Annotated in this window: 21 protein-coding genes and 1 pseudogene; 8 read left to right on the top strand and 14 right to left on the bottom strand. The window is 71.8% G+C overall.

Features of this window, described 5'->3' with window-relative positions; translation table 11 throughout:
- Positions 1 to 54: 54 nt before the first annotated feature.
- Positions 55 to 699 carry a response regulator gene (locus tag N5I75_RS01860; protein ID WP_476673540.1) on the bottom strand — a complete coding sequence of 215 codons (645 nt, stop codon included), beginning with the start codon at positions 697 to 699 and terminating at the stop codon, positions 55 to 57.
- Complete coding sequence (locus tag N5I75_RS01855; protein ID WP_476673538.1) at positions 696 to 1,898, bottom strand: sensor histidine kinase; 1,203 nt, start codon at positions 1,896 to 1,898, stop codon at positions 696 to 698. The genes N5I75_RS01860 and N5I75_RS01855 overlap by 4 nt, the downstream gene beginning before the upstream one ends.
- Before the next feature lie 163 nt (positions 1,899 to 2,061).
- Between N5I75_RS01855 and N5I75_RS01850 the strand changes: the two genes are divergently transcribed.
- A complete protein-coding gene (locus tag N5I75_RS01850) occupies positions 2,062 to 2,604 on the top strand; it encodes a hypothetical protein (protein ID WP_476673536.1) in 543 nt (180 codons plus the stop codon).
- On the opposite strand, the gene N5I75_RS01845 is transcribed toward N5I75_RS01850, so the two are convergent.
- Genes N5I75_RS01845 through N5I75_RS01835 form a run of 3 tightly spaced genes read right to left on the bottom strand, consistent with a single transcriptional unit; the run spans position 2,601 to position 4,730 of the window.
- Positions 2,601 to 3,173: a cob(I)yrinic acid a,c-diamide adenosyltransferase gene (locus tag N5I75_RS01845; protein WP_476673534.1), complete on the bottom strand. Its 573-nt coding sequence runs from the start codon at positions 3,171 to 3,173 to the stop codon at positions 2,601 to 2,603. The two genes, N5I75_RS01850 and N5I75_RS01845, sit on opposite strands and share 4 nt — an antisense overlap.
- A gap of 13 nt (positions 3,174 to 3,186) precedes the next feature.
- A complete protein-coding gene (locus N5I75_RS01840; protein ID WP_476673855.1) occupies positions 3,187 to 3,942 on the bottom strand; it encodes an ABC transporter permease in 756 nt (251 codons plus the stop codon).
- A 5-nt stretch (positions 3,943 to 3,947) separates the two neighbouring features.
- Positions 3,948 to 4,730: an ABC transporter ATP-binding protein gene (locus tag N5I75_RS01835; protein ID WP_476673532.1), complete on the bottom strand. Its 783-nt coding sequence runs from the start codon at positions 4,728 to 4,730 to the stop codon at positions 3,948 to 3,950.
- Between the two features lie 83 nt (positions 4,731 to 4,813).
- Between N5I75_RS01835 and N5I75_RS01830 the strand changes: the two genes are divergently transcribed.
- The 4 genes from N5I75_RS01830 (at position 4,814) to N5I75_RS01815 (ending at position 9,746) form a co-directional block, all read left to right on the top strand.
- A complete protein-coding gene (locus tag N5I75_RS01830) occupies positions 4,814 to 5,452 on the top strand; it encodes a TetR/AcrR family transcriptional regulator (RefSeq protein ID WP_476673530.1) in 639 nt (212 codons plus the stop codon).
- 171 nt (positions 5,453 to 5,623) lie between these two features.
- On the top strand, positions 5,624 to 6,475 hold the full coding sequence (locus N5I75_RS01825; protein ID WP_476673528.1) for a 3-hydroxyacyl-CoA dehydrogenase family protein: 852 nt from the start codon (positions 5,624 to 5,626) through the stop codon (positions 6,473 to 6,475).
- Between the two features lie 187 nt (positions 6,476 to 6,662).
- Complete coding sequence (locus N5I75_RS01820; RefSeq protein WP_476673526.1) at positions 6,663 to 6,986, top strand: STAS domain-containing protein; 324 nt, start codon at positions 6,663 to 6,665, stop codon at positions 6,984 to 6,986.
- Between the two features lie 252 nt (positions 6,987 to 7,238).
- Positions 7,239 to 9,746: an ATP-binding protein gene (locus tag N5I75_RS01815; protein WP_476673524.1), complete on the top strand. Its 2,508-nt coding sequence runs from the start codon at positions 7,239 to 7,241 to the stop codon at positions 9,744 to 9,746.
- A 123-nt stretch (positions 9,747 to 9,869) separates the two neighbouring features.
- On the opposite strand, the gene nucS is transcribed toward N5I75_RS01815, so the two are convergent.
- Entirely contained in the window at positions 9,870 to 10,541 is a 672-nt protein-coding gene (nucS, locus tag N5I75_RS01810) for an endonuclease NucS (RefSeq protein ID WP_476673522.1), read from the bottom strand.
- Between the two features lie 292 nt (positions 10,542 to 10,833).
- Between nucS and N5I75_RS01805 the strand changes: the two genes are divergently transcribed.
- The gene (locus tag N5I75_RS01805) at positions 10,834 to 11,226 is read left to right on the top strand and encodes an SCO5389 family protein (protein WP_394430356.1); all 393 of its coding nucleotides are present in this window, start codon (positions 10,834 to 10,836) and stop codon (positions 11,224 to 11,226) included.
- A gap of 84 nt (positions 11,227 to 11,310) precedes the next feature.
- Here the strand turns inward: N5I75_RS01805 and N5I75_RS01800 are convergent, their stop codons facing one another.
- Complete coding sequence (locus tag N5I75_RS01800) at positions 11,311 to 12,345, bottom strand: LLM class flavin-dependent oxidoreductase (protein WP_476673520.1); 1,035 nt, start codon at positions 12,343 to 12,345, stop codon at positions 11,311 to 11,313.
- Positions 12,346 to 12,560: 215 nt separating this feature from the next.
- Between N5I75_RS01800 and N5I75_RS01795 the strand changes: the two genes are divergently transcribed.
- The gene (locus N5I75_RS01795) at positions 12,561 to 12,890 is read left to right on the top strand and encodes an ATP/GTP-binding protein (protein ID WP_476673518.1); all 330 of its coding nucleotides are present in this window, start codon (positions 12,561 to 12,563) and stop codon (positions 12,888 to 12,890) included.
- A gap of 21 nt (positions 12,891 to 12,911) precedes the next feature.
- Here the strand turns inward: N5I75_RS01795 and N5I75_RS01790 are convergent, their stop codons facing one another.
- The 7 genes and pseudogenes from N5I75_RS01790 to mce form a co-directional block, all read right to left on the bottom strand.
- The gene (locus N5I75_RS01790) at positions 12,912 to 13,781 is read right to left on the bottom strand and encodes an ABC transporter permease (protein ID WP_476673516.1); all 870 of its coding nucleotides are present in this window, start codon (positions 13,779 to 13,781) and stop codon (positions 12,912 to 12,914) included.
- Positions 13,778 to 14,974: an ATP-binding cassette domain-containing protein gene (locus N5I75_RS01785; RefSeq protein WP_476673514.1), complete on the bottom strand. Its 1,197-nt coding sequence runs from the start codon at positions 14,972 to 14,974 to the stop codon at positions 13,778 to 13,780. Before N5I75_RS01785 ends, N5I75_RS01790 begins: the two co-directional genes overlap by 4 nt.
- Before the next feature lie 145 nt (positions 14,975 to 15,119).
- The gene (locus tag N5I75_RS01780) at positions 15,120 to 15,890 is read right to left on the bottom strand and encodes an ABC transporter permease (RefSeq protein WP_476673512.1); all 771 of its coding nucleotides are present in this window, start codon (positions 15,888 to 15,890) and stop codon (positions 15,120 to 15,122) included.
- Position 15,891: 1 nt separating this feature from the next.
- On the bottom strand, positions 15,892 to 16,839 hold the full coding sequence (locus N5I75_RS01775) for an ABC transporter ATP-binding protein (RefSeq protein ID WP_476673510.1): 948 nt from the start codon (positions 16,837 to 16,839) through the stop codon (positions 15,892 to 15,894).
- 133 nt (positions 16,840 to 16,972) lie between these two features.
- Positions 16,973 to 17,796 (bottom strand): annotated as a pseudogene (locus N5I75_RS01770) (cellulose-binding protein).
- A gap of 184 nt (positions 17,797 to 17,980) precedes the next feature.
- Positions 17,981 to 21,967 (bottom strand): polarized growth protein Scy, encoded by a 3,987-nt coding sequence (gene scy, locus N5I75_RS01765; protein ID WP_476673508.1) that lies wholly within the window; start codon positions 21,965 to 21,967, stop codon positions 17,981 to 17,983.
- Between the two features lie 242 nt (positions 21,968 to 22,209).
- Entirely contained in the window at positions 22,210 to 22,650 is a 441-nt protein-coding gene (gene mce / locus N5I75_RS01760; protein WP_476673506.1) for a methylmalonyl-CoA epimerase, read from the bottom strand.
- Positions 22,651 to 22,787: 137 nt separating this feature from the next.
- Between mce and N5I75_RS01755 the strand changes: the two genes are divergently transcribed.
- Positions 22,788 to 23,990, top strand: coding sequence for an acetyl-CoA C-acetyltransferase (locus N5I75_RS01755; protein WP_476673504.1), 1,203 nt, complete (start codon positions 22,788 to 22,790; stop codon positions 23,988 to 23,990).
- Positions 23,991 to 24,007: the final 17 nt, after the last annotated feature.

Below are 24,007 nucleotides of genomic sequence, written 5' to 3'. Positions count from 1 at the left end.
AAGGTCTAAACCAATTACAGGTTTCGGCCAACCTGCTGAGCAGCGTCTAAACCTCTACAGACCCAACTCCTGCGCGAGCACGGCGGCTTGCACCCGGCTCCGCAGCCCCAGTTTTCCCAGCAAGCGGCTGACGTGCGTCTTCACGGTGGCCTCCGCCATGTCGAGACGCGCCGCGATCTCCGCGTTCGACAGCCCTTCGCCGAGCCGCCCGAGCACCTCGCGCTCGCGCCGCGTGAGGGTCTCCAGCTCCGGGGGAGCGGCGGGCGGTTCCGCCCGCGCGGCGCCCGTCGCGAACTCCGCGATGAGCCGGCGGGTCACCGCGGGCGCGATCAGCCCCTCGCCGCGCGCCACGGTCCGCACGCCCTCGATCAGGTCCTTCGCGTCGGTGTTCTTCAGCAGGAACCCGGCCGCGCCCGCGCGCAGCGCCCCGAAGACGTACTCGTCGTGGTCGAAGGTGGTCAGGACGAGCACGTCCGCCAGCCCTTCACCGACCACCGCGCGCGTGGCCGAGACACCGTCCAGGCGCGGCATCTGTACGTCCATGAGCACCACGGTGGGACGGAGTTCGCGGGCCCGCTCCACGGCCTCCTCGCCGTCCGCCGCCTCCCCGACGACCTCGATGTCGGGGGCGCTGTTCAGGATGAGGACGAGCCCGGCGCGCACGGCCGTCTGGTCCTCGGCGACGAGTACGCGGATCACGCGGGCTCTCCTTCGGGGGCGGGGTTCGCGGGGTTCTCCAGCGGCAGCACGGCTCTCACCCGCCAGATCTTGCCCCCGTCGGAGCGGCCTTCGGGGCCCGCGTCGAACGCGCCGCCGAGCAGCGCCGTACGTTCGCGCATGCCGACGAGCCCGGCGCCGGAACCGGGCGCGCGCGGGCCGTCCCGGTCCCCGTACGGGCTGCTCACGCACACCTCGACGCGCTCGTCGCCGCGGCGCTCGACGACGACCGTGACCTGGCCTTTCGCGGCGTGCTTGAGGGCGTTGGTGAGGGACTCCTGGACGATGCGGTAGGCGGCGAGCTCGACGGGGGCGGGCAGGTCCTCGGTCGAGCCGGTCAGGGTGAGGGCGACGTCCAGCCCGTTCGTACGGGACTGCTCGACGAGGGCGCCGAGTCCGTCGAGGGTGGGTGCGGCGGCGGGTCCCGTGTCACCGCTGGAGTCGCGCAGGATGCCGATGAGGCGGCGCATTTCGGCCAGCCCGTCGACGCTGTTCTCGCGGATCGTCTCCAGGGCGGTGCGGGTGGTGGCGGGCTCGTTGATGGAGAGCGCGGCCGTGGAGTGGATGGCGATGGCCGAGAGGTGGTTGGCCACCATGTCGTGCAGCTCGCGGGCCATCCGCGCGCGCTCCGCCGTGACCGCCTGCGCCCGGTCCATCTCGGCGAGCAGTGCGGTCTGTTCGGCGCGAAGGCGCTCCTCGGCGGCGCGGTCGCGGTGGTTGCGGACGAGGACGCCGGTCGCCGCGGGACCGAACGCGACGAGCCCGGTCGCCACGCCCACCAGGACCGCCTCCGGCTCGCGCCACCAGGCCAGGAAGCCGAGCGTGGCGGCCACGGTGACCAGGCCGGTGGAGACGGGCAGGCGGCGGGCCATGGCCGGGGTGCCGTAGAGCGCGGCCGCGTACATCAGGTCGGTGAACATCAGCACCGTCGCCAGGCTGCCCTGCGTGAACTGGTCCGCGACCAGGACGAGCGTGCCCGCCACCACCGCGAACTGCGGGCGCGTCCGGCGCAGCAGCTCCAGGGCGGACATCAGGACGAGCGGGATCAGCAGCCACGAGCCGTTCAGCAGCCGTCCGGGGTTCATCCCGAGCCCGATGCCCCACAGCGCCAGCCCGCCGAGCAGGCCCACCGCGGCGATACGGACGTCGTCGCGGTGCGGGCGGGGCTGCGGCAGGTGCATGACCCCCATCCAACACGCAGGGCGCGGGCTCGGCATGGGACGCGGGGACGAAGCGGAGCGGCCGGTCGCTACATCGAAGGATGCAGTCGTACTTCGTCACCGGCGACGACGATCACGGGCCGTGGCGGGGCGAGGCTTGAGGGGAGGACGAGAGGAGTTCGCCGTGATCGTCACCCTGATCATCATCTGCGAGGTCGGCTTCTGGGTGCTGCTGGCCGCCGGTCTCGCGCTGCGCTACTGGGCGCGGATGCCGCGCGCGAGCGTCGCCGTGCTGCTGTGCGAGCCGCTCCTCGAAGTGCTGCTGCTGGTCGTCACCGCCGTCGACCTGAAGAACGGCGCCGAGCCCGACTGGAAGCACGGCCTCGCCGCCGTCTACATCGGCTACTCCATCGCCCTCGGCCACTACACGATCAAGTGGGTCGACGTCCGCGTGGCCCACCGCTTCGCGGGCGGCCCGCCCCCGTCGACCCCGAAGTACGGCACCGCGCGCGCCCTGCACGAGTGGCGTGTGGCCGCCCTGTGGACCCTGGCCGCACTGATCGCCATGGGGCTGCTGCAAGGCGCGATCTGGTACGTCGGCGACGACGGCTCGACCAGCTCCCTCGAAGCCTGGCAGCAGAGGATGCTGTTCGTGATCGCCATCAACGTGATCATCGCGGTGAGCTACACGGTGTTCCCGAAGAAGGCGCCGGCGGGCACGGCCTAACGCTCACCGCCCGGCACCCACAGCACGTCCCCGACCTCCTTGTTCGCGATCCGCGCCAGGATGAACAGGAGGTCGGAGAGGCGGTTGAGGTAAGTGGCCGTCAAGGGGTTCATGGTCTCGCCGTGCGCTTCGAGCGCCGCCCACGTGGAGCGCTCGGCGCGGCGCACCACCGTGCACGCCTGATGCAGGAGCGCCGCGCCCGCCGTGCCGCCGGGGAGGATGAAGGAGCGGAGCTTCTCCAGCTCGGCGTTGAAGCGGTCGCAGTCCGCCTCCAGCTTGTCGACGTAGAACTGCTCGACGCGCAGCGGCGGGTACTCGGGGTTCTCGACGACCGGCGTCGACAGGTCGGCGCCGACGTCGAAGAGGTCGTTCTGGACGCGGGTGAGGACCTTGACGACCTCCTCGTCGAGGCCGCCGAGCGCGATGGCGGTGCCGAGCACGGCGTTGGCCTCGTTGGCGTCCGCGTACGCCGAGATCCGCAGATCGGTCTTGGCGGTGCGGCTCATGTCGCCGAGGGCGGTGGTGCCCTTGTCTCCGGTACGGGTGTAGATGCGCGTCAGATTGACCATCCGGCCAGCCTAGCTAGCCGTTCGTCCGGCAGAAGGCGCGTGTGCCCACTGTCACCGAGAGCGCGGCGAAGGCGAGTGCGGCCACGGTCCCGTACAGCATGTGCGCCGTCGCGTACTGGCCGACGTACGCGTCCCTGACCGCGTCCACCAGATAGCGCACCGGCATGACGTGCGAGAGCGCGTCCAGCCAGCCCGGCGCGAGCGCCATCGGCAGCATCAGCCCCGACAGCAGCATCGAGGGCATGGTGACCGCGTTGACGACCGGGCCGAACTCCTGCGGCTTGGTGACCTTCGCGGCGAGCGCGTACGACAGCGACGCGAGGGACACGGTCAGGAGCGCCGTGAAGCCGAAGCCGATCAGGATGCCGGCGAGCGGCGCCCGCAGGCCCATCACCAGCGCGGCGAGCACGAGCAGCACGGCCTGGAACAGGAAGAGCAGCGTGTCCCGCAGGACCCGGCCGAGCAGCAGCGCGAGCCGGCTGACCGGCGTGACGCGCATCCGCTCCAGAATGCCGGAGTTCTTCTCCAGGAGGACTCCGAAGCCCGCGAACGCGGCGCCGAACAGGCCGAGCTGGAGCAGCAGCCCAGGGACCAGGACCTGCCAGGAGTCGGCGTCCGGGCTGAGCGGCAGATCGGTCAGAAGCGGGCCGAAGAACAGCAGGTAGAGCAGGGGCATGAGGACGCCGAAGAGCATCTGGAAGCGGGAGGAGAGGGTCTGCCGGGCGTACCGCCCGAAGATCAGGAACGTGTCCGAGGCCAGGGTTCCCATCGCGGTCACACCGCCACCGGGGCCGCGTCCACCGGCGCGGGAGCCCGCCCGGTGATGGCCAGAAAGGTGTCCTGGAGCGTCGCGTCGACGGAGCCGCCGTACCGGAGCTTGAGCGCGCCCGGCGTGCCCTCGGCGGCGACCACGCCCTGGTCCACGACGACGATCCGGTCGGCGAGCGCGTCGGCCTCATCGAGGTAGTGGGTGGTGAGGAAGACGGTCGTGCCGTGCGCGGCGCGCAGCCTGCGCACCAGGTCCCACAGGTCGGCGCGGCTGCCGGGGTCGAGCCCGGTCGTCGGCTCGTCGAGGAACAGCACGTGCGGCCGGTGGGTGAGCCCCATCGCGATGTCGAGGCGGCGGCGCTGGCCGCCGGAGAGCGCGGCCGTCCTGCGGTCCATCAGCTCGGTGAGGCCGAGGTCCGCCGCCAGTTCGTCCGCCCGCTCCTTCGCCTGAGCCTTCGTCAGCCGGTACAGGCGGCCCTGCGTGACCAGCTCCTCCCGCACGGAGACGGTCGGGTCGACGCCGCCGGACTGGGCCACGTAGCCCACCGCGCGCCGGACCCCGGCCGGGTCGGTCGTGAGGTCGCAGCCCGCGACGGTGGCCGCGCCACCCGTCGGCGCGAGCAGGGTCGTGAGCATCCGCAGGGTGGTGGTCTTGCCCGCGCCGTTCGGCCCGAGGAAGCCGAGGATCTCGCCGGGGGCGACGCGCAGGTCGATCCCGCGGACGGCCTCCACCGGGCCCCGCTTGGTCTGGAAGGTCCGGGCGAGGCCGGACGCGCTGATGACTGCCATGCGCCTCAGAAAAACAGAGTCACTGGAATTTTGCAACGCCTCCAAAAATTCAAAGGGTCCAGCCAATCGGTAGGATCGACGGCATGGCAGAGGGGCTCAGAGAGCGGAAGAAGCGGCAGACCAGGCAATACATCTCCGACGTCGCGACCGGACTCTTCCTGGAGCGCGGCTTCGACGCGGTGACCGTCGCGGAGATCGCGGCCGCCGCGGACGTCTCCGTGAACACCGTCTACAACTACTTCCCGGCCAAGGAGGACCTGTTCTTCGACCGCTCCAAGGGCATCGTCGACCGGTTGTCCCGCTGGGTGCGCGGCCGTGCGCCGGGCGAGTCCGCTGCCGTCGCCGTCCTGCGGGAGCTGCGCGAGGAGATCGAGGCCGTCTCGCCGCACGTCGGGCTGATGGACGGCTACAGCGCCTTCATGCGCGTCGTGCAAGCGGCCCCCGCCCTGCGCTCCCGCCTGTGGGCCATCCAGCAGGAGGTCATCGAGAACCTGACCGCGACGCTGCGCGAGGAGACCGGCGCGGGCGACGGCGACCCGCTGCCCGACCTGATCGCCGGTCAGATCGGCTGGGTCCAGTCGACCGTCATGGCGGCCATCGGGCGGCGCATGCTCGACGGCGGCACCCCCGCCGCCGTCTCGCGGGAGATGCTCGACGTCCTGGACGACATCGAGGGACTCCTGAGCGAGAAGGTGCTCAACTACGCCGTCCGCGACGCCTGATGGCGCGGGGCGCCCCGCACCGGTGTGATGTCCGTCATTCGAGACGTGACGCGCATCTCTAAGCGGTCACACGGCCCCTCACGGACGCTAGGGTCCGCAAAAGAGCAACGTAAACAGTGGTCGCGAACAGTGGTCGCGCGGAACGTGACAACGCGGTTAGGGGAAGCGCACGTGGCAGGGAAGCTCGCCGTCATCGGAGCCGGTCTCATGGGGTCCGGCATCGCTCAGGTCTCCGCCCAGGCGGGCTGGGACGTCGTCCTGCGCGACGTCACCGACGAGGCCCTCACCCGCGGCACGGACGGCATCAAGGCGTCGTACGACAAGTTCGTGAGCAAGGGCAGGCTCGCCGCCGACGACGCCGAGAAGGCGCTCGCCCGCATCACCACGACCACCGACCTGGACGCGGTCGCCGACGCCGACATCGTCGTCGAGGCCGTCTTCGAGAAGCTCGAGGTCAAGCACGACATCTTCCGTGCGCTCGACAAGATCGTGCGCCCGGACGCCGTGCTCGCCTCGAACACCTCCGCCATCCCGATCACCAAGATCGCGGCGGTGACCGACCACCCCGAGCGCGTCGTCGGCGCGCACTTCTTCTCGCCGGTGCCGATGATGCAGCTCTGCGAACTCGTGCGGGGCTACAAGACCAGCGACGAAACCCTCGCCACCACGCGGGAGTTCGCCGAGTCCGTCGGCAAGACCTGCATCGTCGTCAACCGCGACGTCGCCGGGTTCGTGACCACCCGCCTCATCTCGGCCCTCGTCGTCGAGGCCGCGAAGCTGTACGAGTCGGGCGTCGCCACCGCCGAGGACATCGACACCGCCTGCAAGCTCGGCTTCGGCCACGCCATGGGACCGCTGGCCACCGCCGACCTCACGGGCGTCGACATCCTGCTCCACGCCACCGGCAACATCTACACCGAGTCCCAGGACGAGAAGTTCGCGCCGCCCGAGCTGATGCGCCGGATGGTTGACGCCGGTGACATCGGACGCAAGAGCGGGCAGGGCTTCTACAAGCACGCGTGACGCGGCGCCTGACGCCATGTCACCCGTCGGGGTGAATTCGGTATCGGTTCGCTTACAGACGGCAACTTATGGCTCACCGAGCCCGTCAGTTGCTGTGACATACCCAGATCACCCGGACCACCGAATTCACCCGGACCACATGACCAGCTGAGTACCCGAGTACTTCCGCCTCACACGGGGAGCGCATATGCACATCAGGGGCGACCACGCCGAGCTGATCGTCGGGGGCCGCCTCGACGTCCGCAGCGCGGCGGACGCCCGTACGGTCCTGCACACCGCCGTCGACGACGGTTTCGGCGACCTCGTACTGGATCTGTCCGAACTGGACTCCTGGGACGCGACCGGCCTCGGCGTCATCATGGGCGCCCACCGCCGCGCCGGGCGCTGCGGCCGCCGCCTCGTGCTGCGCGGCGTGCCGCCCCAGATGCAGCGCCTCCTCGTCGCGACCCGGCTGCACCGGATCCTGGCCATCGAGGGCGGCATCGGCGTCGAATCGCTGCCCCGGGTGTGACCCGGGGCCGCCCCGGTGTGTGACCCTGGGATGAATACGCCGTTCCTGTGGGCAGCGCCCACAATCCTCACGAGACTGTGACGTCTCGGACGGCGCGGGACCCCGAGTGTTCATAGATACTGTGCCAAGGTCTAGGGTTCGGTCGCCCGCGTCATGACGAACCCGCCACGCGGGACCGGACCAGAAGCGACAGCGCAGTGTGCACAGGCCGGGAGGGCAGAAGGCGCACCACGCTTTTGGGGGGCTTTGACCATGGACCCGAACAACCGCGGACCGGAGAATTTCGGCCAGGACCAGCGCGACGACACGCCCGCCGGAGGCAGGCGCCCGCCGCGCGACCAGTTCACGCCCGACTTCGGCCAGCCGTCGCCCGCGCTCGCCCGCACCGTGCAGCTCGTCTCCGGCGACTACCTCCTCACCGTCAACCCCGTCGACGGCAGCGAGATCGAAGCCTGCCCGCCGGACCGCCGCCCCGGCCGGCCCGGCAAGCACGACGCCGCGGACCGCGCCGAGCTCGCGCGCGCCGCCCGCCCGCCGCTGCCCCCGGGCCCCGCACTGCCCCGCCTGCCGCTCCTGGAGCGCCAGGAGGAGCGCGAGCGCCTCGTACGCCTCCTCGCGCGCGGGCGCTCCGTACGGCTCACCGGACCCTCGGGCGCCGGGCGCACCGCGCTGCTCGACCAGGTCGCCGAGGACTGCGCCGACATCGCCCCCGACGGCGTCGTCCGCCTCTCCGGACACCGCCGCACCGCGACCGACCTCCTGTACGACCTCTTCGCCGCCGTCCACGACGCGCCGCTGCACCGCCCGGACCGCGCCCTCCTGCTCGAACTCGTCCACGAGATCGGCGCCGTCGTCGTCCTCGACGACCTCGAGTTCGGCGGCGCCGCGCTCGACGAACTCCTCGAGGCGACACCCGAGTGCGCCTTCCTCCTGGCCACGACACCCGACATCGCCGCGCCGTCCGCCGACTCCCTCGTCGAGGAGGTCTTCCTCGCCGGCCTCAGCCGCGGCGCCGGACTCGAACTCCTGGAGCGCGCCGTCGGCCGCGTCCTCACCGACGACGAGGCGCAGTGGGCCGGCGACCTCTGGTTCGAGTCCGAGGGCCTGCCCCTGCGGTTCGCGCAGGCCGGCGCCCTGCTGCGGCAGCGCGACGTGCTCCGCGCCGACCCCGACGGCTTCGACGCCTTCGGCCTCGGCGAGGACGCGGGCGCCGCCCCGGCCGACCCGCCCCTCCTCGACACCTCCTACGCCATCGAGGACGGCCCCGACGTCCCGCTGCCCTCGCTCGCCGACGGGGCCGCGCCCGCCGCGCTGCTCGCCTCCCGGATGAGCGCGTCGGCCCGCGCCACCCTGCGGTTCGCCGTCGCGCTCGGCGGCGAGGTCCCGCACCAGGCGCACCTGCCCGCGCTCGTCGGCGACACCCACGCCGACGCGGCGCTCGCCGAACTCGTCTCCTGCGCCCTCGTCACCTCCGTCGGCGCCCGCTACCGCCTCGCGTCCGGCGTGCAGGTGCAGCTGGAGGCCGTCGGCTTCGGCGAGGAGACCGTCGAGTACGCGCACACCGCCGCCCGGCACTACGCCTGGTGGGCCGCGCACCCCTCCGTCGGCCCCGAGCGGGTCGCCGCCGAGGCCGACGCCGTGCTCGCCGCGCTCTCCGTCCTCGTCCCCGGGACGACACCACCCGGCGAGGACGAGGTGAGTCCCGCCGTGGAGCTGGCCCGCGCGGCGGCGCCCGCGTTCGCCGCCGGGTTCGCCTGGGGCGCCTGGGAGCGCGCGCTGCGCTCGGGCCAGGAGGCGTCCCGGCTCTCCGGCGAAGTGCCCGAAGAGGCCTACTTCCACCACGAGTTGGGCATCCTCGCCCTCCTCGGCGGCAACCTCGACCGGGCCCGCGCCGAACTGGAGGCCTCCATCGGCCTGCGCGGCGCCCTCGCCGACAAGCGCGGCACCATCGCGGGCCGGCGCGCCCTCGCGCTCGTCGCGGACCGCTCCGGCGGCGTCCTGCCCGGCGGGCGCACCGCCGCGGGCGAGGAGGTCCCGGAGGCGATGTACGAGGAGTCGGCGTCGCCGCCCGGCGGCACTCCGGCCGCGTACCCCTTCCCGGTGCCGGTCCCCGAGCCGGACACGGTCGCCACCCGCAGGGTGCCGCCCGTGCCCACGCCCGTACCCGCCCCGACCGTCGTCGGCGGCAAGGCGCCCACCCGTAAGTCCATCGTCGGCGGCACCCGGCGCAACCTCGTCGCCGCCGGGGCCGGCGCGCTCCTCGTGGCGGTCCTCGGCACGGTCGTCACGCTCGGCGCCACGTCCGGCAACGACGATCCGCCGTCCGACAAGGTCGGTACGAATCCGTCGGCGACGGCAGGGGAGAACAGCGGCGACCTCGGCGCGGACGAGGCCCCACGCGGTGGCGGCACCACCAGCGGCCCGGCCTCGTCCACCCCGTCCGACCCCGGCGCGGACGGCATCCCGGGCACGGCGGACGACCCGACGCCCACGTCCCGCACCAGCGCCTCACCGTCGAGCATCCCGAGCGGTTCGGCCACACCGGACGACCCGGAGACGTCGCCGAGCAAGTCGCCGAGCAAGAGCCCCAGCAAGTCGCCGAGCAAGACGCCGCCGCCGAGCAGCCCCACCCCGTCGACCAGCGAGCCGGACCCCGACCCGTCTACCAGCGAGCCGGACCCCGGCCCGACGACCACGCCCCCGGAGCAGCCGGGAACGACGACCAACTCGGCACCTCTGACGTCGACCAGCGCCCCGTAAGGGGCGCGGGGAACTGCGCGAGCAACCACAGAAAAGCCGCGGTCGCGTTTGCTCGGTACATGAGCAGACGCGACCGCGGCTTTGTCATGGCTGAGCGCGCAGTTCCCCGCGCCCCTGGGCGGCTTAGAACAAGCGGAGCTTGTCGTCCTCGATGCCACGCATGGCGTTGTAGTCGAGCACGGTGCAGCCGATACCCCGATCGGTGGCCAGAACCCGGGCCTGCGGCTTGATCTCCTGCGCGGCGAACACGCCTCGCACCGGCGCCAAGTGCGGATCCCGGTTCAACAGCTCCAGATACCGCGTGAGTTGCTCGACCCCGTCGATCTCCCCACGCCGCTTGATCTCGACCGCCACGGTCTGCCCCTCGGCATCCCGGCACAGGATGTCGACGGGCCCGATGGCGGTCATGTACTCGCGGCGGATCAGCGTGTACCCCTCGCCGAGCGTCTCGATACGGTCGGCGAGCAGCTCCTGGAGGTGCGCTTCCACGCCGTCCTTGATGAGCCCCGGGTCGACACCCAGTTCGTGGGAGGAGTCGTGCAGGATCTCCTCCATCGTGATGATGAGTTTCTCGCCCGCTTTGTTGATGACGGTCCAGGTGCCCGCGTCGTCCCCGGTCCCTTCCTTCAGGGTGCACGGGGGCGACATCCAGTTGAGGGGCTTGTAGGCCCGGTCGTCCGCGTGGATGGAGACGCTGCCGTCGGCCTTCACGAGGATGAGGCGCGGGGCGAGAGGGAGATGGGCGGTGAGCCTGCCCGCGTAATCCACGGAGCAGCGGGCGATGACAAGACGCATGGTCGGCAACGCTACTCGACGCCGACGGGTCCACGCGATTCGCCCGCCCCATGGCCCCCAGCACGCTACGGGCGCCCCACCGGGCGCCCTTTATCATCCGGAACCCACCCGTTCGTTATTGGCCGGTTGTGTGCGAACCAGGCTCTGCACGCCCTGTTGCGGCCCGGATGCGTTGCCTACCGTAGAAGCAGGAGGTCGCGGCGCGTGCACGCTGTGTGTTCGGAGGGTCGTGCCGTGGGCTCCTGGTCTGTCCGTCAACCCCCGCTCCGTTGGGGGTGCGAGAGGAGAACCCATGTCGCTCGACGTCTCACCGGCACTGTTGGAACAGGCCGAGCGAGGCGAGGTCGACGAAGCGGATTTCGTCGACTGCGTCCGGACCTCCCTGCCCTACGCGTGGGAGATGGTCAGCTCGCTGGTGGCACAGCTGAAGGTCGACGGCGGAGAGTTCGCCGACAACCAGACGCCGCCGCCGGACGAGCAGGCACGTGGGCAGCTGCTGCGCGCGCTCGCGAGCGACGCGATTCGCGGCGCGCTGCAGCGGCACTTCGGTGTACGGCTGGCTTTCCAGAACTGCCACCGGGTCGCGGTGTTCCCGCAGGACCCGGCGGTGGACGGGACACTGGCCCGCTTCACCTCGGTCCGTAACCAGCTGCTCAACCAGTCACCCGAATTCCGTGACTGCTGACGGCTGAACCGGAATGCCTGCCGTCCCGTACGCGGGAGGTGCATCAGTACGGGACGACAGGCATCACGGGAACAGCCACCGCGCTCAGCTGAGCTGGGGCAGTACCTCCGAGCCGATCCGCCGCACGTTCTCCTCCGTCGTCGCGAGATCGCCCGAGCCCTCGACCAGGAGCGCGAACCGGGTGATACCGGTCCGCTCGGACGTGGCCGCGAGCCGGTCCGCGCACAACTGCGGCGTGCCGACCGGGTGCAGCCCGCACAGCAGCTCCGTGTAGGCGAACGGGTCCCGCATCGAGCGCGCCCGCCCGTCCACCGTCACATGCGCGTCGAGCCCCTGCTTCAGCCAGCCCGGCATCGCCTTCAGCAGCGCCTCCGCGGCCTCCGCGCGGCCGTCACCGACCTGGGCGACCCCGGCGGAGACATGGGGTGCGGTGACTATGTCGGCCGCCGGATGCCCGGCATCGCGGGCGCAGCGCCGCCACAGGGCGACCATCTCGGCCTTTTCCTCGTCACCGATGTGCATGCCGAGGAGCATGGGCAGACCGCGCTCGGCGGCGAGCCGCACGCTCTTCGGCGACGTGCACGCGACGACGACCTCGGGGCCCGCCGGGTCCGTCCCGCCGATCGCCTCCGCGGGGCGCGGCACGACCGGCACCTCGCGGAAGGCGAACCGCTCGCCCTCGCCCGCCACCCGGGGCTCTCGCAGCCAGCGCAGGAGCAGATCGAGGGAGTCGGGGAAGCCCTGCTCGTACGCCTCGACGCCCGCGCCGAAGACCTCCAGGTCGACCCAGGGTCCGCCGCGCCCGACGCCGAGCGAGAACCGCCCGCCGGAGGTGAGGTGCAGCAGGGCCGCCTGCTCGCCCAGGGCCACCGGGTGCGCCGTGGGCAGGACGCTCACCGCCGTGCCGACGCGCAGCGTGCGGGTGCGGCCGAGCAGCAGCGCGGCGAGGGTGATCGCCGACGGGCATGTCCCGTACGGTACGAAGTGGTGCTCGGCGAGCCACACCGAGTCCAGGCCGGCCTCCTCGGCGACCTCGGCGGACCGCACCGCGCGGTGCAGCGCCTCCCCCTGCCCCTGACCCGGGAACTGGGCCGCCAGTACAAAAGTTCCTACGCGCATCGCCTTCCTGCCTCTCTCGGCGCCGACGCCGCACTCCCCCTGAAGGCAATAACGGCTGACAAGTGCCAAAGGCACGGCTGCGCATGCAGATTTGCGGATTTTCCGCAGAACCTTGACAGGGCGCCCGAACGGTGACGGGCGGGTACCCCTGCCCGGTCGGCGTACGCTGGACGCGCGTTTCCGCCCCCGTACCCGCACACTCCGTGAGGTGAGCCGTGTCCCCGCGCCGCAACCGTCCGAAGGCCGGCGGGCCGCCCGCAGGCAGCAGCGAGGACGAGGGGCAGCGCTACGGCGGGTTCCAGTCCACCGAGAGCTGGCAGGGCGAGGAGTGGTGCGTACGGCACGTGGCGGGGGCGAGCGCGGCCGGGAAGACGTATCGCTGCCCGGGTTGCGACCAGGAGATCCCGTCCAGGGTCGCACACGTCGTGGCGTGGCCGGAGTACGGCGGCGTGGACGACCGCCGCCACTGGCACAAGGCGTGCTGGAACGCGAAGGACCGCCGCACCACGAAGGTGCAGCGGTCCCGGAGCGCGCCGCGCCACTGAGGGCGCGGCATCGAGCGCGGACTACACGTCGCGGTTGTTCAGGGTGAAGAAGGCGCCGCCGAGCGCGACCGCCGCGATCACTCCCATGATCCACAGCGGGTCCCAGCCGGACGGCCCAGAGCCGCCCGCGACCGAGTCGCCGTAAAGCACCGCGAGCTGGCTGGGGATCGAGTACTCGAAGAGGGCCTGCTGCAGGTCGGCGAGCGAGTCCGAGAACATGAACATCGCGAGGACCAGCGGCAGCAGCACGATGCCGATCATGATGGTGATGGCGCCCGCCGAGTGCCGTACGAGGGTGCCGACGGCCAGGCCCACCAGGCCGAGCAGCCCGACGAAGAGACCGACGCCGACGGTCGCCTTGAACCACTGCGAGCCGCTCGGCGAGTCGACGCCCACGATGCCGACCTGGAGCACGGAGACCAGCGCCGTGAGCACCGTCGTCAGGACGAAGACCAGCGAGAAGAAGACGATCGCCTTGGCGGCGAGCACCCGGCTGCGGCTGGAGCAGGCCGTCATCGTCGTACGGATCATGCCGGTGCCGTACTCCGACGCGATCGTCAGGACACCGAGCGTGATCACGCAGATGGTGCTGAGGAGCACGCCGAAGAAGCCGAGGCTGAGCACCTCGTCCGGCTTCGGCTGCGTGGTGTCGGCCGCGGTGACGATCGCCGCGGAGCCCAGGCCGATGCCGACCATGAGCAGCACCATCACGCCGAGCGTCCACATCGTGGAGCGCACCGAGCGGATCTTCGTCCACTCCGAGGCGAGCGCGTCCCCGAGGTGCGCGCGGCGCACGGGGATCGGCGAGGTGTACGAGCCCGGGAAGACCTGCCCGACAGGCGTCGCCGGGGGCTGCTGCGGGGCGGCGTAGGGCGGGGGCGGCGTGCTCATCGGGCGTCGTCCTTGTCCATGGTCGGAGCGGCGGCGGGCGGCTGCGGCGCGGGTGCGGGGGCGGCCTCGGGCGCGGGTGCGGCGGGTGCCGGTACGGGCGCGGGGGCGGCCGCGGGCGCCGGTGCGGCGTACGGGTTGGCGACCGGTGCCTGCTGCGGCTGTGCCTGGGGAGGCGGCGGGGCGTACCAGCCGGGCTGGCCCTGTCCGGCGACCGGCATCGGCTGTGGCGGCAGCGCGCCGGGCGGCAGCGGCTGCGCGAAGCCCGCGAGCTGGTCGTCGGTGGAGCGGTAGTCGACGGCGCCCTGCGTCATCCGCATGTACGCCTCCTCCAGGGACGCCTGGTGCGGCGAGAGCTCCCAGAGGCGGACGTCCGCGCCGTGGGCGAGGTCGCTGATGCGCGGCAGCGGCAGGCCCATGACACGCAGCGCGCCGTCCTGCTCGGGAAGGACCTGGCCGCCCGCCTCGGTCAGCGCCGAGGTCAGCTTCTCGCGCTGCTGCGGCTCGGCGTCGGGGGTGCGGACCCGGGCGAAGTCGGCCGAGTTGTGCGAGATGAAGTCCCTGACGCTCATGTCGGCGAGGAGCTGGCCGCGCCCGATGACGATGAGGTGCTCGGCGGTCAGCGCCATCTCGCTCATCAGGTGCGAGGAGACGAAGACCGTGCGGCCCTCCGCGGCGAGCGTCTTCATCAGGTTCCTGACCCAGAGGATGCCCTCGGGGTCCAGGCCGTTGACCGGCTCGTCGAAGAGGAGGACCTGGGGGTCGCCGAGGAGGGCGGCGGCGATGCCGAGCCGCTGGCCCATGCCGAGCGAGAACCCCTTGGAGCGCCGCTTGGCGACGTCCTGGAGGCCGACGACGCCAAGCACCTCGTCGACGCGGCGGGCCGGGATGCCCGCGAGCTGGGCCAGGCACAGCAGGTGGCTGCGGGCGGCCCGGCCGCCGTGCATCGCCTTGGCGTCGAGCAGGGCGCCGACCTGCCGCGGCGCGTTCGGCAGCTTGTTGTACGGGTAGCCGCCGATCGTCACATGTCCGGTGGTCGGCTGGTCGAGGCCGAGGATCATGCGCATCGTCGTCGACTTGCCCGAACCGTTGGGTCCGAGAAAGCCGGTGACGGTCCCCGGCCGCACCTGGAAGGAAAGGTTGTACACGGCCGTCTTGGCGCCGTAGCGCTTCGTCAGGCCGACTGCCTCGATCATTCTCCGCACCCATCGGAAGGTTCTGAAAAGGTTCAGGACTCCGGGGCACACGCCCCCGTAAGGGTTAGGAGGATATCCGGGCGCTGACGGTTCCGGCCAAGAGTGAGTAAAGGGTTCGGCGGCTCTCCGCGCGCCTCCCGAGGCGTTACGCGTCGCGCTTCTTCAGCAGCGCATATCCCACCAGCAAGGCCACCACGACCCACACCACCAGGATGATCAGCCCGCCCCAGGGGCCGTACGGGGTGTCGTCGTTCGGCGGTGTCACGACCTGCATGATCTTCGAGCCGGCCTGGTCGGGGAAGTACTGGGCGACCTTCTTCGTCGCGGAGACGTTGCCGAGGATGGGGGAGACCAGGAAGAGGAACGGCATGAGGATGCCGAGCGCCAGCATGGGGGAGCGCAGGATCGCGGCGACGCCCATGGCGAACACCGCCATCAGCGTCATGTAGAGGGCGGCGCCGATGACCGCCCGCAGCACGTTCGGGGAGCCCAGATCCGTGCTGTGGTTGCCGAGCATCGCCTGGCCGAGGAAGAACGCGGCGAAGCTGGTGACGAGGGCGACGACGAGCGCGAGCAGCGCGGCGACCGCGATCTTGGAGAACAGGAACGTGCCGCGCCGCGGGACCGCCGCCAGCGAGGTGCGGATCATGCCCGTGCTGTACTCGCTCGCCACCACCAGGACGCCGAAGACGACCAGGGCGAGCTGGCCGAGCGTGAGCCCGGCGAAGGCGGTGAAGGTCGGGTCGAAGGTCAGCTTGTCCTCGGTGGACATGTTGTCGAACTCGTTCTTCGACAGGGCGCTGATCAGCATGCCGAGGCCGACGGAGACGACAATGGCGAGGCCGAGTGTGAGGGCCGTCGAGTTCACCGACCTGATCTTCGTCCACTCGGAGCGCAGGACCTGGGCGACGGCCATGTCAGGCCCCCTTCTCATTGGCGCCCCACTGCGGGGCGGCGGGCCCCGAGTGCGCGTGGTACTCGACCGACTCGGCGGTCAGCTGCATGAACGCCTCTTCGAGGGAGGCCTGCTGCGGGCTCAGCTCGTGCAGGGTGAGCTGGTGGCCCGCGGCCAGTTCGCCGAGCTCCTCGGCGGAGTGCCCGTCGACCTCGAGCGTGCCGTTGCCCGCCTCGACGACGGTGATCCCGGCCCCGTGCAGCACGTCGAGGAGCCGCTCGCGCTGGGGTGAGCGCAGCCGTACGTAACTGCGCGAGTTCTCCCGGATGAAGTCCGCCATGGTGGTGTCGGCGAGGAGCCGGCCCTGGCCGATGACGACCAGGTGATCGGCGGTCAGCGCCATCTCGCTCATCAGGTGCGAGGAGACGAAGACCGTGCGCCCGGCCGAGGCGAGCGATTTCATCAGGGTGCGGATCCAGTGGATGCCCTCGGGGTCGAGCCCGTTGACCGGCTCGTCGAACATCAGGATGCGCGGGTCGCCGAGGAGCGCGCCCGCGATGCCGAGCCGCTGGCCCATGCCGAGCGAGAACCCCTTGGACTTCTTCTTGGCGACCGCCGTCAGGCCGACCGTGTCCAGGACCTCGTCCACCCGGCCGCGGGGGATCCCGTTGGACTGCGCCAGGCACAGCAGGTGGTTGTAGGCGCTGCGGCCGCCGTGCATCGCCTTGGCGTCCAGGAGCGCGCCGATGTGCCGGAGCGGGTCCTTGAGCTGGGCGTAGCGCTTGCCGTCGATCCTGACCGTGCCGGCGGTCGGGTTGTCCAGGCCGAGCATCATGCGCATGGTGGTCGACTTGCCCGCGCCGTTCGGCCCGAGGAAACCGGTCACGATGCCGGGCCGCACGGAGAACGTCAGGTCGTCGACGGCCGTCTTCTCGCCGTACCGCTTGGTGAGCCCCGCAACCTCGATCATGCGGCAACGCTAGAACGTGAAGAAGCCCCCTGCCACTTATTCAGCACAGGGACTTCAACCACCCAGGGGCGCGGGGAACTGCGCGACCAGCCACGACCGGCCCGCAGTCACCCCACAACCGGAAGTACCGGGACTACCGGGACTGCTGCGCAGGCACACCACGCGAGACGGGCTCATCATCAGCCGGGGCCCCAGCGGCAGCGACAGCCGCCCCGGTGAGCGTGGCCAGCATCTCCCGCACATTGGTGAGCTGCGCGTTGATCGAGTCACGACGGTTCGTCAGCGCCGCGAGCTCACGCTCGGATTCGCTGCGGATGCGATCCGCCTTCGCGTTGGCGTCGGCCACGATGTCCTCGGCCTGGCGCTGAGCGGTCTCCACCGTCTGGCGGGCGCGGCGCTCGGCGTCGGTGCGCAGCTTCTCCGCCTCCAGGCGGAGCTGCTCGGCGCGGTGCTCGATCTCCGCGAGGCGCTTCTCGGCCTTGGCCTTGACGCGGAGGCCAGGGTCGCGCTCGGACTGCTCGCGGCGCTTGGCCAGGTTCGTCTCCGAAGTCGGGCGGCGACTCGCCTCTGCGGCTCCTTCGGCCGGGCGAACCGACTCGGGCTCGTCCCGGTTATTGGCGGGCACACTGCTGGCGCCCGGCGGGACTCGGCCAGCTCGCGGTGCTGCTCGGCGGCGCGGCGGGCCTCCTCGCGCAGGTCCTTCGCCTCCTCCTCGGCGAGGCGGAGGATCTTCTCGACGCGCGCGCCGAGCCCGGCGTACGACGGCTCCGCGTCGTTCACCTGGGCCTGGGCGTTCTGCGTCTCGAGGTGGAGCTCCTCGATGCGCTTTTCCAGAGCAGTGATTCGAGCAAGAGCGCTGTCACGGTCGGAGACGAGCTTGGAGATTCGTTCGTCCACCTGAGCGCGGTCGTACCCACGCCGCACAAGCTCGAAGCCGTAGGGGGAAGTGTCGCTCATGGGGTTCCTGTCGAATGAGACCGGTGAGGTGATAGAGGGAATCCTAGGGGTCGTAGCGGCGTGTCATCGAGCGTATGCCCGTTTGATCTGGAGAATGACACTCCTTTTGAGTGGCGTGGCCCCGGAAGTACTTGCCAGATACAGGGTCGAAGGTCAGTGCGAAGCACGGTAGTTGTGCTCCTGGCTACCCCTCTGCCCCCTTGCCACTCGAACGTGTGGCGCCCGCCGCGGCGCCCGCCTTGACGCCGCTGTCCTTGCCCCCGCTGCCGGACGACGTCTCAAAAGTCTCCAACGCCTCCAGCACGTCCTGGACACGGGAAATCTCAGCATTGATGTCCTTGCGGCGCCTGACCAGGACGTCCAGCTCGCGCTGACCCTTTTCGATCATGGCCGTGGACTCGGCCTCCGCGTCCGCCCTGAGCTTTTCCGCCTCGCGCGACAGCTCGGCCTTTTTCTGCTCGGCCTCCTTGAGCAGCCCCTCGGCCTTTTTCACCGCCGCGATACGGACCTTGCTCGCCTCCGAATTGGCGTCGGCGACCAGCTCCTTGGCCTTGGCCTGCGCCTCGGCGAGCTGCTCCTCCGCGGCCTTGACCAGCGCGTCGCACCGTTCGCCCGCGTTCTTCATCGCCTCCGCCGACTCGCGCCTGGCGCGCTCGTGCAGCTCCTCGATCTCGGCCGTGATCCGGTCGCGCAGCTCCTCGGCGCGCTGCCTGATCTGCGTCGCGTCCCGGCGGGCGCCGACGAGCAGCTCGTCCGCGTCCGTGCGGGCCTTCTCCACGCGCGTGTTGCCCTCGACCGTGCCCTCGGCGACGAGGCGGTCGGCCTCCTTGCGGGCCGCGCCGACCATCGTGTCGGCCTGCGCCTCGGCGTCCGCCGTCGTCTTCTGCGCCGCCTCCTGCGCCTCGCGCGTCAGCTTCTCGGCCTCCGCGGTGGACTCCGTGATGAGCTTGTCGACCTGCTCCGCGGCCTCGGTGCGGCGCTTGTTGGCGTCCTTGCGGGCCTCGTCCAGGGTGCGCTCGGCCTCCTCGCGCGCCTCGGACCGCAGCCGCTCGGCCTCCTCCGCCGCCTCGGCCTTGACCCGCTCGGCGTCGCTGCGGATCCGCTCCGCGTGCGCCTGCGCGGAGCCGACCGTCTCGGCGGCCTCGGCGCGCAGCCGCTCCGCGTCCCCGGTCGCGTCCGAGATCAGCTTCTCGGCCTGGGCGACCGACTCGGCGCGCACCCGCTCGGCCTCGGCGCGCGTGTCGTTCGCCAACTGCTCGGCGGCGGCCGTCGATTCGGCGTGCAGCCGCTCCGCCTCGGTGGTGGCGGCGGCCACCAGCTCCTCGGCCTTCGCGGTGGACTCGGCGCGGACGCGCTCCGCCTCCGCGTTCGTCTCCGCCGTCAGGCGCTCGGCCTCGGCCGTCGCCTCGGTGATCAGGGTGTCGGCCTGCGTGGCGGCGTCGGACCGGATCCGGTTCGCGTCCTCGCGGGCCTCCGCGCGCGTACGGGACGCGTCCTGGTCGGCGGCCGTCCGCAGGTCGGAGACCTCGGTGCGGACCCGCTGGGCGTGCTCGGAGGCGTCCGTGCGCAGCCGCTCGGACTCGGCGATGGCCTCCGCGACGGTGCGCTCGGCGAGCGCCTTCGCGGCCTCCGCCTCGGTGTTCGCCTCGGTGCGGACGCGGGCGGCGTCCTCGGTGGCGCGCTCGCGCTCCGCGTGCGCGTCGGCGCGGACCCGGTCCGCCTCCTCCTGCGCCTCCTGCTTCGTGCGCTCCGCCGCGTGCTCGGCGGCCGAGCGAAGGCCGGTGATCTCCTCCTGGGCCTGCTCCTGGAGCCCGGCCACGGAGTCGCGGACCTGCTGTGCGGTCTGCTCGGCGGCGGCCACCATCTCGGTCGCCCGGGTGTCCGCCTCCTCGACGAGCCGGGCCGCCTCGGCCTGCGCCTCCTCGACGCGCGCCCGCGCCACCGCGAGCAGCTCCTCGCTCTGCTCGCGGGCCCGCTCGCGCTCCTGGTCGGCCTCCTCGCGCGCGCTGCCGAGCGTCTCCTCGGCCTCGCGGCGCCTGCGGGCGGCCTCCTCCTGCGCGGCGGCCAGCGTCTCGGCGGCCTCCGTGGCGATCCGCTCCGCCGCGTTCTGCGCCTCGGAGCGGATGCGGTCGGCGGACTCCTGCGCCTCGGTCTTGAGGTGCTCGGCCTCGGTCGCGGCGTCGGAGCGCAGCCGCACCGCCACGTTCTCCGCCTCGGAACGGGCCGTCGCCGCGTCCGTCGCCGCCTCGGTGCGCAGCCGCTCGGCCTCGGTCTCGGCCTGCGCCTGCACCGTCCGGGCGCGCTCGGCCGCCTCCGCGCGCAGCCGGTCGCCCTCGTCGGCCGCCTCCTTGCGGAGCCGCTCGGCCTCCGCGCGGGCGTCGCTCAGCGCCGTCTCGGCCGCCGTGAGGCGCTCCTCGGCCTCCGTGTGGAGCCGGGTCAGCTCGGCGGCGGCCTCCTCCTGGCGGGCGCTTATGGCGCGCTCGGCCTCGTCCTTCAGCTCCTGCGCGGCGCGCTCCGCCTCGGCGCGGGTGGCCTCCGCCTGCTCCTCGGCCTCGGTGCGGTGCCGGTCCGCCTCCGCGCGCGTGCGCTCCAGGGTCTCCTCGGCCTGCTTGCGCAGGGAGGTGGCCCGCTCGATCGCCTCGGCGCGCACCCGCTCGCTCTCGGCGGTCGCGGCGCTGCGCAGCTCATCGCTGTCGCCCCGCGCCTTGGCGAGCAGCTCCTCGGCGGTCTTGGCGGACTCCTCGATCTGTTGGACGGCCTCGCGGCGGGCCTCGGCCCGGATCCGCTCGCCCTCCTCGACGGCCTCGGCCCGCAGCTGCTCGGCCTCGCCGCGCAGCCGCCGCGCCTCCTCCTGGAGCTCGACCGTCTTGGCGCGGTACTCCTTGGTGTCGTCCTTGGCAGTGCCCTTGAGCTGCTCGGCGATGTCGTGCGCCTCGGCGCGCAGCCGGTCGGCCTCGGCCTCGGCCTCGGCGCGGATCCGCTCGGCCTCCTCGGCGGCGGCCTTCGTCGTCGACTTCGCTTCCTCGGACGCCTTGTTGAGCACGTCCTCGGCCGTGCGCGCGGCCTTCGCCAGCTCGCCCGCGGTCTCCTCCGCCGTGGCCGTACGGGCCTTCTCCTTGGCCTCCGCGATCAGCGTCTCGGCGTCCGCGCGCGCGGTGGCGACGAGCTGCTCGGCCTCCGCCTTGGTGGCCTCGGCCTCCTTGGTGGCCTCCGCGACGAGCCGGGCCACCTGCTCCTTGGCCGTACGGGTGCGCTGCTCATTGGCGGACTCGGCGCCGGCGAGCTGCTTGGCCGCGGCCTCCTTGGCCTCGCTCAGTACCTTCTCGGCCTCGGCGCGGGCCTCGCGCAGCGCCGCGTCGGCCTCGCTGATGCGCTGCTCGGCGGCGCGGCTCAGCTCGCTCGCCCGGCGCCGGGCGGCGTCGGACTCGGCGGTCGTCGTGGAGCGCAGCTGCTCGGCGTGGTCGGTGGCCTCCTGGGCCTGCGTCGACGCCGCGTTCAGAAGCCGCTCGGCGTCCTGGCGGGCGCGGGCGAGGAGCGCCTGCGCCTGGGCGGACGCGTTCTCCGCCTCGTCGGTCAGGCGCCGGCGGGCCTCGGCGGCGACCCGCTCGGCCTCCGCGCGGGCGGCGGCGAGGGTCTGGTCGGCCTCCGAGCGGGACTCGTCGAGGAGGCGGCGGGCCTGCTGCTCGGTGCGGGCGCGGAGCTGCTCGGCCCACTGCACGTTCTCGTTGACGTGGTTCTCGACCGTGCGGCGGCGCTCCGCCAGCTCCTGGTCGAGCTGCTGGCGCCGGTTGACCGCTTCGGCGTGCAGTTCCGCCTGGAGCCGCGACTGCTGCTCGGCGTGCTCCTGGAGGATGCGCTGGGTCTGCGCGCGGGCCTCCCGCAGCTCGCGCTCGGCGTCCGCGCGCAGCTGCTCGGCCTGGATCTGGGCGTTGCGGAGCAGCTGCTCGGCCTGGTAGCCGAGGTCCGCCCCGTCGTAGGACGGCCGCATCGCGAGGCTGCGCCGCGCCTCGTGCAGCTTGGCGCGCAACACCTCCACCTGGTAGCCCAGGTCCTCGGCGTGCTGGACGGCCTTCTCCCGCTCGGTCTTCAGCCGGTCCATCTCGGCCTCGAACCGCGAGAGATGGTCGGTCTCAGCCGGCTTGTGGCCGTCCTGGCTCTCGTAGCCCCGCACTGCGCGGTCCCATCCGTCCCCTGGTCGCAAGTACTGCCTGACGAGCTCCGTCCGTCCGCCGGACGGGGCTCACCGGGGAATGGTGTCAGATCGAGAACGGCGGCGCCCCGGGCTTGCGTGTGCGCAGCCCGACTCCGCCGACCCTCGTCCCCCGATACCCGGACCCCGGCCCACGGCTGCCCCGTCGTCCCGCTTGCACGCGACAGCCGCCCCCCAACCCTACCGGCCCAAGTATGCGGAGGTCAGTGCTCCGTCTTCTCCTGCGGGGCGGCGGTGACGAGTTCGGTGAGCACACCGTGGCAGTCCTTGGGGTGCAGGAACGTGATGCGCGACCCCATGGACCCCCGGCGCGGCTCGTCGTACAGAACGCGTACGCCCTTGCCCCTGATGTCGGCGGAGTCCGCGTCCACGTCGGCCGTGCCGAAGGCGATGTGGTGGACGCCCTCCCCGTTCTTGGCCAGCCATTTGCCCACCGCGGAGTCCTCGCGCGTGGGTTCGAGCAGCTGCAGGTAGGAGGCGCCTCCGTCGCTCGTCTCGTTGATCTTGAGCATGGCCTCGCGCACGCCCTGCTCCTCGTTGACCTCGGTGTGGAACACCTCGAAGCCGTACGTGGCCCTGTAGAACTCGACGGTCGCGTCGAGGTCGTGACAGGCGATCCCGATGTGGTCGATTCGCGTCAGCATGTGGTAAGTGCAGCGCGGTCCGGGGCGATTACGCAACGTGCGCGCGATCACACTTGTCCGGCGATGACGTGCGGCGTACCGCTCAGTACATTCGAGTAAACCCTCGTTCACTTCTCATCCCCAAGGGGCCGTGCCTCATGACTGGAACGACCGGTACCACCTCAGTGATCGTCGCGGGAGCGCGGACTCCCATGGGCCGCCTCCTCGGGTCCCTCAAGTCCTTCTCCGGAGCCGATCTCGGAGGATTCGCGATCAAGGCCGCCCTCGACCGTGCGGGGATCGGTGGCGACCAGGTGCAGTACGTGATCATGGGCCAGGTGCTGCAGGCCGGGGCAGGGCAGATCCCGGCGCGCCAGGCAGCCGTCAAGGCGGGCATCCCCATGAACGTCCCGGCGCTCACGATCAACAAGGTCTGCCTCTCGGGCCTCGACGCGATCGCCCTCGCCGACCAGCTCATCCGCGCCGGCGAGTTCGACGTCGTCGTCGCCGGCGGCCAGGAGTCCATGACCAACGCGCCGCACCTGCTGCCCAAGTCCCGCGAGGGCTACAAGTACGGCGCGATCGAGATGCTCGACGCCATGGCGCACGACGGGCTGACCGACTCCTTCGAGAACATCCCCATGGGCGCCTCGACGGAGAAGCACAACACCCGCCTCGGCATCGCCCGTCCCGAGCAGGACGAGGTCGCCGCGCTCTCCCACCAGCGCGCCGCCGCCGCACAGAAGAACGGCGTCTTCGAGGCCGAGATCACGCCCGTCGAGATCCCGCAGCGCAAGGGTGAGCCGGTCCTCTTCAGCAAGGACGAGGGCATCCGCGGCGAGACCACAACGGAGACGCTCGGCAAGCTGCGCCCCGCGTTCGCCAAGGACGGCACGATCACCGCGGGCACGTCGTCGCAGATCTCCGACGGCGCCGCCGCCGTCGTCGTCATGAGCAAGACCAAGGCGATCGAACTCGGCCTGGAGTGGATCGCCGAGATCGGCGCGCACGGCAATGTCGCGGGCCCGGACAACTCGCTCCAGTCCCAGCCGTCGAACGCCATCGCGCACGCCCTGAAGAAGGAGGGCCTGGAGGTCAGCGACCTCGACCTCATCGAGATCAACGAGGCGTTCGCGGCCGTCGCCGTCCAGTCCATGAAGGACCTCGGCGTCACCTCCGACAAGGTCAACGTCAACGGCGGCGCGATCGCCCTCGGCCACCCCATCGGCATGTCCGGCGCCCGCATCGTCCTCCACCTCGCCCTGGAGCTGAAGCGGCGCGGCGGCGGGGTCGGCGCGGCCGCGCTGTGCGGCGGCGGCGGTCAGGGTGACGCGCTGGTGGTACGGGTACCGAAGGCGTAACCGCGACACGTTGTACG

Source organism: Streptomyces sp. R818, assembly GCF_056172735.1.
This window is presented reverse-complemented; position numbering and strand designations above follow the sequence as displayed.

What these genes read in the sequence shown, in the direction of transcription:
- N5I75_RS01830 (WP_476673530.1), top strand. Translation starts at nt 4,814, where the DNA reads ATGGCAGAGGGGCTCAGAGAGCGGAAGAAGCGGCAGACCAGGCAATAC.
- N5I75_RS01780 (WP_476673512.1), bottom strand. Translation starts at nt 15,890, where the DNA reads ATGGCCGTCGCCCAGGTCCTGCGCTCCGAGTGGACGAAGATCAGGTCG.
- N5I75_RS01805 (WP_394430356.1), top strand. Translation starts at nt 10,834, where the DNA reads ATGTCGCTCGACGTCTCACCGGCACTGTTGGAACAGGCCGAGCGAGGC.
- N5I75_RS01855 (WP_476673538.1), bottom strand. Translation starts at nt 1,898, where the DNA reads ATGCACCTGCCGCAGCCCCGCCCGCACCGCGACGACGTCCGTATCGCC.
- N5I75_RS01815 (WP_476673524.1), top strand. Translation starts at nt 7,239, where the DNA reads ATGGACCCGAACAACCGCGGACCGGAGAATTTCGGCCAGGACCAGCGC.
- N5I75_RS01755 (WP_476673504.1), top strand. Translation starts at nt 22,788, where the DNA reads ATGACTGGAACGACCGGTACCACCTCAGTGATCGTCGCGGGAGCGCGG.
- nucS (WP_476673522.1), bottom strand. Translation starts at nt 10,541, where the DNA reads ATGCGTCTTGTCATCGCCCGCTGCTCCGTGGATTACGCGGGCAGGCTC.
- N5I75_RS01775 (WP_476673510.1), bottom strand. Translation starts at nt 16,839, where the DNA reads ATGATCGAGGTTGCGGGGCTCACCAAGCGGTACGGCGAGAAGACGGCC.
- N5I75_RS01820 (WP_476673526.1), top strand. Translation starts at nt 6,663, where the DNA reads ATGCACATCAGGGGCGACCACGCCGAGCTGATCGTCGGGGGCCGCCTC.
- mce (WP_476673506.1), bottom strand. Translation starts at nt 22,650, where the DNA reads ATGCTGACGCGAATCGACCACATCGGGATCGCCTGTCACGACCTCGAC.
- N5I75_RS01835 (WP_476673532.1), bottom strand. Translation starts at nt 4,730, where the DNA reads ATGGCAGTCATCAGCGCGTCCGGCCTCGCCCGGACCTTCCAGACCAAG.
- N5I75_RS01840 (WP_476673855.1), bottom strand. Translation starts at nt 3,942, where the DNA reads ATGGGAACCCTGGCCTCGGACACGTTCCTGATCTTCGGGCGGTACGCC.
- N5I75_RS01785 (WP_476673514.1), bottom strand. Translation starts at nt 14,974, where the DNA reads ATGATCGAGGCAGTCGGCCTGACGAAGCGCTACGGCGCCAAGACGGCC.
- N5I75_RS01800 (WP_476673520.1), bottom strand. Translation starts at nt 12,345, where the DNA reads ATGCGCGTAGGAACTTTTGTACTGGCGGCCCAGTTCCCGGGTCAGGGG.
- N5I75_RS01790 (WP_476673516.1), bottom strand. Translation starts at nt 13,781, where the DNA reads ATGAGCACGCCGCCCCCGCCCTACGCCGCCCCGCAGCAGCCCCCGGCG.
- N5I75_RS01845 (WP_476673534.1), bottom strand. Translation starts at nt 3,173, where the DNA reads ATGGTCAATCTGACGCGCATCTACACCCGTACCGGAGACAAGGGCACC.